This is a genomic window from Streptomyces sp. T39 (genome assembly GCF_008042045.1).
In the GTDB taxonomy this organism is placed as follows: Bacteria; Actinomycetota; Actinomycetes; order Streptomycetales; family Streptomycetaceae; genus Streptomyces.
In genome coordinates, this window is sequence record NZ_RDBP01000044.1 from 3,663 (window position 1) to 8,644 (window position 4,982).

Here is a 4,982-nt window from a genome sequence, read left to right on the forward strand (position 1 = left end):
GCCCTCTCCGCCTCCCACGTCCTCGACGGCTGCGGCCACTGGGTCCAGCAGGAACGCCCCGACGAGGTCAACACCCTGCTGACCGGCTGGCTCGCCACCCTTCAGGACTGAACCGGACGGCCCGGACCGGGCGCCGGCGCCTCGCGACCCCGGCGGAGGGCGCCGGCGGCGGCCCGCCGGGCCAGCGGGAGGGCGAGGACGGCGAGGACGGCGCCGGTCCACAGCACGCCGGTGGCGGCGACCGCATCGACGGCGAATCCGCCGCACAGCGCGCCGAGCGCGATGGACAGGTTGAACGTCGAGACGTACAGCGACGAGGCGGCCTCGGTGGCATGGGGCGCCGCCTCCAGGACCCAGGTCTGGAAGGTGACCGGGACCGCGCCGTAGCCCAGGCCCCACAGGACCATGAGGGCGCCGGCGGTGAAGGCGCCGGAGCCGGCGAGCGCGAGCAGCGCCATCGCCGCGGCGAGGACCACGGACAGGCCCATGACGGTTCCCCGCAGCCGCCCGCCGATCAGCGCCCCCGCGACGAAGTTGCCGCAGATCCCGGCGACGCCGAAGGCCAGCAGCATCACGCCCACCATGCCACCGTCGACGCCGCCCTCCTGGAGGACCGGCCGGACGTAGGTGTAGGCCGTGAAGTGGCCGGTGACGACCAGGAACGTGATGGCGATGCCGGTGCGCAGGCCCGGGTTGCCCCTGAAGACCCTCGGCAGGTCGGCGAACGTGACGCTCCGCTCGGCCGGCACCTTCGGCATCAGGCAGACCATGGCGGACAGGGCCGCCAGGCCGAGGACGCCGACGACGGCGAACGCGGTCCGCCAGCCGCTGAGGTCACCGATGAACGTGCCCGTGGGGACCCCGAGGACGGAGGCGGTCTCCACGCCGCCGAAGATGACGGCGGTGGCGCGCGGGACGTGCTTCTCCGGGACCAGGCGCAGCGCGATACCGCCGGCGATGGACCAGAAGCCGCCGACACTGACACCGATCAGGAAGCGGGCGATCAGGACGACCGCGAAGCCGGTCGCGAAGGCGGAGGCCAGGTTGGCGGCGCCGACCATGCCGATCAGCACCACCAGCACGATGCGGCGGTCGACGCGACCGGTCGCGACGGTCACCAGCGGCGCCGAGACGGCGGCGACCAGGCCGGGAACGGTCACCATGAGCCCCGCCGTGCCCTCGGAGACGTCCAGGGCGGAGCCGATCGGCGTGAGCAGGCCCACGGGCAGGAGCTCGGAGGTCATCAGGGAGAAGATGCCCAGGGTCACCGCCAGTACGGCCAGCCACCCTCTGACGGGCGAGCGGCCGGTGGTGGCGGACCCCGGTGGTGTGTCGTCGACGGTTGTCACGGCTTCGTCAGCCCTTCACGGGAAAGAGGTTCACGGGGTTCACGGCATGCCACGGGCGGTGGCCCGGTGATGCGGCCACCGCCCGTGGGGGAGCAGTCGGTTACGCGGTGCCGGGCGTCTTGCGCGTGGTGACGTTCATCCGGTTCCACGCGTTGACGGTGAAGATCAGCGCGATGAGCTGGGCGAGCTGCTTCTCGTCGAAGAACGCGGCGGCCTCGCCGTAGACCTCGTCGGGCACGCCCCCGGGCAGCAGCGTGACGGCCTCCGTCAGTGCCAGGGCCGCCCGCTCGGCCTCGCTGTAGAGGCTCGACTCCTCCCAGGCGGAGAGCTGGTCGATCCGCTCGTTCGTCTCGCCGGCCTTGCGGGCGTCGGAGGTGTGGTAGTCGATGCAGTAGGCGCACCTGTTGATCTGGGAGGCGCGGATCTGCACCAGCTCGACGAGGACGGGATCGATGCCGTCGCGTGCGGCGGCGTCCAGCGCCAGGACGGCCTTGAAGACCTTGGGAGCGACGGCGGCGAAGTTCATGCGCTGCGGTACCTGAAAGGTTGTCATGCGTCGACCGTAGGCGCGGAATCGACCCCGGGCAGGGTGCATTTCACCGATGGGATCATGGGTCAATTGCCGCGCCGCGCGAGAGGGGCTCAGCGGGTCCGGTAGCGCGCGTAGATCAGTCCGTTCCGAAAGGCACGCTCCTCGACCAGTTCGAGATCGAGGCGCACGCCGTCGGGGAAGAACCGCTTGCCGCCGCCGACCGCGCTCGTGGTGATGAACAGGCGGTACTCGTCCACCAGGCCGGCCGCGATGGCCTGGGCCGCGAGGTGGGGGCCGTCGACGGTGAGGTCGGCCTCGGCCTCGGCCTTGAGCCTGCGCACCGCGTCCGGGTCGAAGGTCCGCTCGATCCTGGTCCTCGCACTGGACACCGACTCGAGCGTCGTGGAGTACACGACCTTCTCCGCGGCCTGCCAGTCGCGGGCGTACTGCACGATGTGCGGCGGCTGGCCCGGCTCGGTGTGCGCGGTCTCCCAGTAGACCATCGTCTCGTACATGCGCCGGCCGTAGAGGTACGTGCCGACGGGGCGGAAGAGGTCGTTGACGAAGGTGTGCACCTCCGGGTCCTCGGCCCCGCTGCCGAGACCGCCCTCCGCCGCCTCGGCGTATCCGTCGAGCGAGGTCATCATCGAGTAGATGAGCTGTGCCACGAGTCTCCTTCGGGTACGGGCGCTTGGGCCCTTCGGCGGTCCTGCCGACTGTGACCGTCGCACGACGCGGAACTCATCGCCCGCAGGGCCGGCCCGGTCCAGGGCTGACGCCGCCCGAGGCCGGCCGGCCGGCGAGGCCCCTCCCGCACGGGCCGGCCGTTCGTCCGCCCCAGCTCACCGGCCGTGCTGCCGACGCGCTCGGTTAGGGTGCACGCAGGACGGAAGGGGATCCGGGGACATGAGCGTGGTACTGACGTCGGCAGACCTGACGCTGCGGCCGTGGACGGCAGATGACGCCGCCGCCCTGGCGTCCCTGGCCGGTGACGAGGAGCTGCGCCGCTGGACGTCGCACCGCGTGGACGACCTCGACGACGCGGAGCGCTGGATCGCCGCGCAGGAAGAGGGCCGGCGGACAGGGGCACGACTGAGCTTCGCGATCGACGTCGGCGGGCGGGCAGTGGGCCACATCGTGCTCAAGCGGTCCGCGGGACCGGGCGGTGTGGCCGAGGTCGGCTACTGGACCGGCGCGCCCGCACGTGGCCGGGGCGTCGCCTCCCGTGCGCTGGAGATGCTCACGGTGTGGGCCTTCGATCCCGGCCAGGGGGAAGGGCACACCCGCCTGGAGCTCATCCACAACGCGGGCAACCCCGCCTCCTGCCGGGTCGCCGAGAAAGCGGGCTACGTCCTGCGGGCCGTGCTTCCGCCCCGCTCGCCGCAGCCTCTCGAAGGCCATCTGCACGCCCGGGACCGCGACGCCGGCTGACCCGGTACGCACATCCGCCCGCGGTCCGTCGACGACCGCCTGTCCCCACGCACCCGGACCGGGCGCGTCCGGGAGTCACAGGGCGCGCCGAGCACCCCACAGCGGCAGCCGCTCGAAGAACTCGACGGCGTCGTCCCGCCAGCGGCCCCGCCAGCCCTTCGCCACCGCGCTCGCCTCCTCGGCGGTCAGCCGGTGGGGAAGCTGTCCGGGGTCCTGATCCGGTCACGGACCCACACGCCGGCCGGCTTGAGCGAGGACGTGCCGGTCCAGGGGCCGTTGGCGGCGCAGGTGCCGCTCCTGAAAACGGCGCCCGAGCGGTGGTCGTCGGAGAAGTTCCAGTTGACCCAGCTGATCTTCCTGCTCGCCATCAGGTCGAGGTAGCGCTGCGCCATCGCGAAGTCGTCGGCGCCCTCGCCCGCGTAGTTCTGCGTGCCGAACTCGGTGACGAAGACCGGCAGCCGGTCGGCCGCCCGGGAGAGGGTGTTCAGGTACTCGTCGCGGTGGGACGCCGCGTAGAAGTGGAAGGTGTACATGATGTTGGCGGCGGCCACGGGACTGGCGACCACCTCGTTCTCGTCGCCGCCCTCGGAGACGCCGAAGGACGACCAGGCCCGGGTGCCGACGAGCACCGGGGTCTCGGGGTCGTGCTGCCGGATGACCGGGATGAGCTGCTCGGCGTAGCTCTTGATCCGCGACCAGCTGACACCGCTGGGCTCGTTGGCGATCTCGTACAGCAGGTTCGTCTTCGCGCCGTGCCGCTGCGCGATCTCCGTGAAGAACGTCCTGGCCATGGAGAGGTTGTGGTGCGGGTCGCCGGGGCTGAGCATGTGCCAGTCCACGATCACGTACATGCCGCGCGCCGCGGCCTGTTCGATCAGCGAGTGGACGAGGTCGGTGAAGCGGCGCGGGTCGGTCTCGTAGCCGCCCTCCTGGACGTAGGTGGAGACCCGCAGGACGTCGGCGTTCCAGTCGGTGGCGAGCGCGTTCAGCGAACCGCCGGTGAGGCACTGGCCGTACCACTGGGTGCCGTGGCTGCTCATGCCCCGCAGCTGGATCGCCTTGCCGTACTGATTGCAGAGCTTGGTGCCGCAGACCCGCAGCTGTCCGTTGACGGCGGCGGGGGTGGAGGCCACGGGGCCTGCGGTGTCCACCGAGAGGTGGTCCACGTTGGGGCCGCCCGCGGAGGTGGTCGCGGTGGCGCGGACGGTGTTGGCGCCCGCCTTCACGTCGGTGGTGAGGGTCACCGTCGACCAGGAGGCCCAGGAGCCGGTGGACGGGAAGGCGCGGTCGTCGGCGACGAGGGTGCCGTTGACGGTGATGTCCATCGGGCGGGAGGCGGCCGTGCCGTTGGCGTACCGCAGGGTGAGCGTGGCCCGGCCCGCCTGCGCGGCGTCGACGGTCCACTGGACGTGGCTGCCCTGCACGTTGTCGTAGTTGACGAAGCCGCTGCCGGTGTAGCCGGGGTGGTTGGACTCGACGACGCCGCGGGAGAGGGCGGCGCTCTCCGCCTCGTGGGCGACGGCGGCCGCGGGCGCGGGGGCCGGGCCACGCTCACCCTGCGGTACGCCAACGGCACGGCCGCCTCCCGCCCGATGGACATCACCGTCAACGGCACCCTCGTCGCCGACGACCGCGCCTTCCCGTCCACCGGCTCCTGGGCCTCCTGGTCG

The 4,982-nt window shown here is 72.1% G+C and carries 6 protein-coding genes; 2 read left to right on the forward strand and 4 right to left on the reverse strand.

The genetic code is table 11. The annotated features are described in order from the left end of the window. The coding region (locus EAO77_RS40495; protein ID WP_410088732.1) for an alpha/beta fold hydrolase at positions 1-111 on the forward strand (111 nt) is incomplete at its 5' end. On the opposite strand, the gene EAO77_RS28960 is transcribed toward EAO77_RS40495, so the two are convergent. The 3 genes from EAO77_RS28960 to EAO77_RS28970 all read right to left on the reverse strand — a co-directional run bounded on the left by EAO77_RS28960 (position 102) and on the right by EAO77_RS28970 (position 2,549). Next, complete coding sequence (locus EAO77_RS28960; RefSeq protein WP_147991295.1) at positions 102-1,349, reverse strand: MFS transporter; 1,248 nt, start codon at positions 1,347-1,349, stop codon at positions 102-104. The genes EAO77_RS40495 and EAO77_RS28960 overlap by 10 nt on opposite strands. A gap of 100 nt (positions 1,350-1,449) precedes the next feature. Next, on the reverse strand, positions 1,450-1,902 hold the full coding sequence (locus EAO77_RS28965; RefSeq protein ID WP_187283465.1) for a carboxymuconolactone decarboxylase family protein: 453 nt from the start codon (positions 1,900-1,902) through the stop codon (positions 1,450-1,452). An 89-nt stretch (positions 1,903-1,991) separates the two neighbouring features. After that, positions 1,992-2,549, reverse strand: a complete 558-nt coding sequence (locus EAO77_RS28970) for a dihydrofolate reductase family protein (protein WP_147991296.1) — start codon at positions 2,547-2,549, stop codon at positions 1,992-1,994. Between the two features lie 238 nt (positions 2,550-2,787). On the opposite strand from EAO77_RS28970, the gene EAO77_RS28975 reads away from it, so the two are divergent. Then, positions 2,788-3,312, forward strand: a complete 525-nt coding sequence (locus tag EAO77_RS28975; protein WP_261994184.1) for a GNAT family N-acetyltransferase — start codon at positions 2,788-2,790, stop codon at positions 3,310-3,312. 185 nt (positions 3,313-3,497) lie between these two features. Here EAO77_RS28975 and EAO77_RS40500 read toward each other — a convergent pair. After that, positions 3,498-4,982: cellulase family glycosylhydrolase (locus tag EAO77_RS40500; protein WP_147991298.1), on the reverse strand; the 1,485-nt coding region annotated here is incomplete at its 5' end.

Excerpts from the sequence above, each read along its gene's own strand:
- EAO77_RS28975 (WP_261994184.1), top strand. The coding sequence starts at position 2,788 with ATGAGCGTGGTACTGACGTCGGCAGACCTGACGCTGCGGCCGTGGACG.
- EAO77_RS28965 (WP_187283465.1), bottom strand. The coding sequence starts at position 1,902 with ATGACAACCTTTCAGGTACCGCAGCGCATGAACTTCGCCGCCGTCGCT.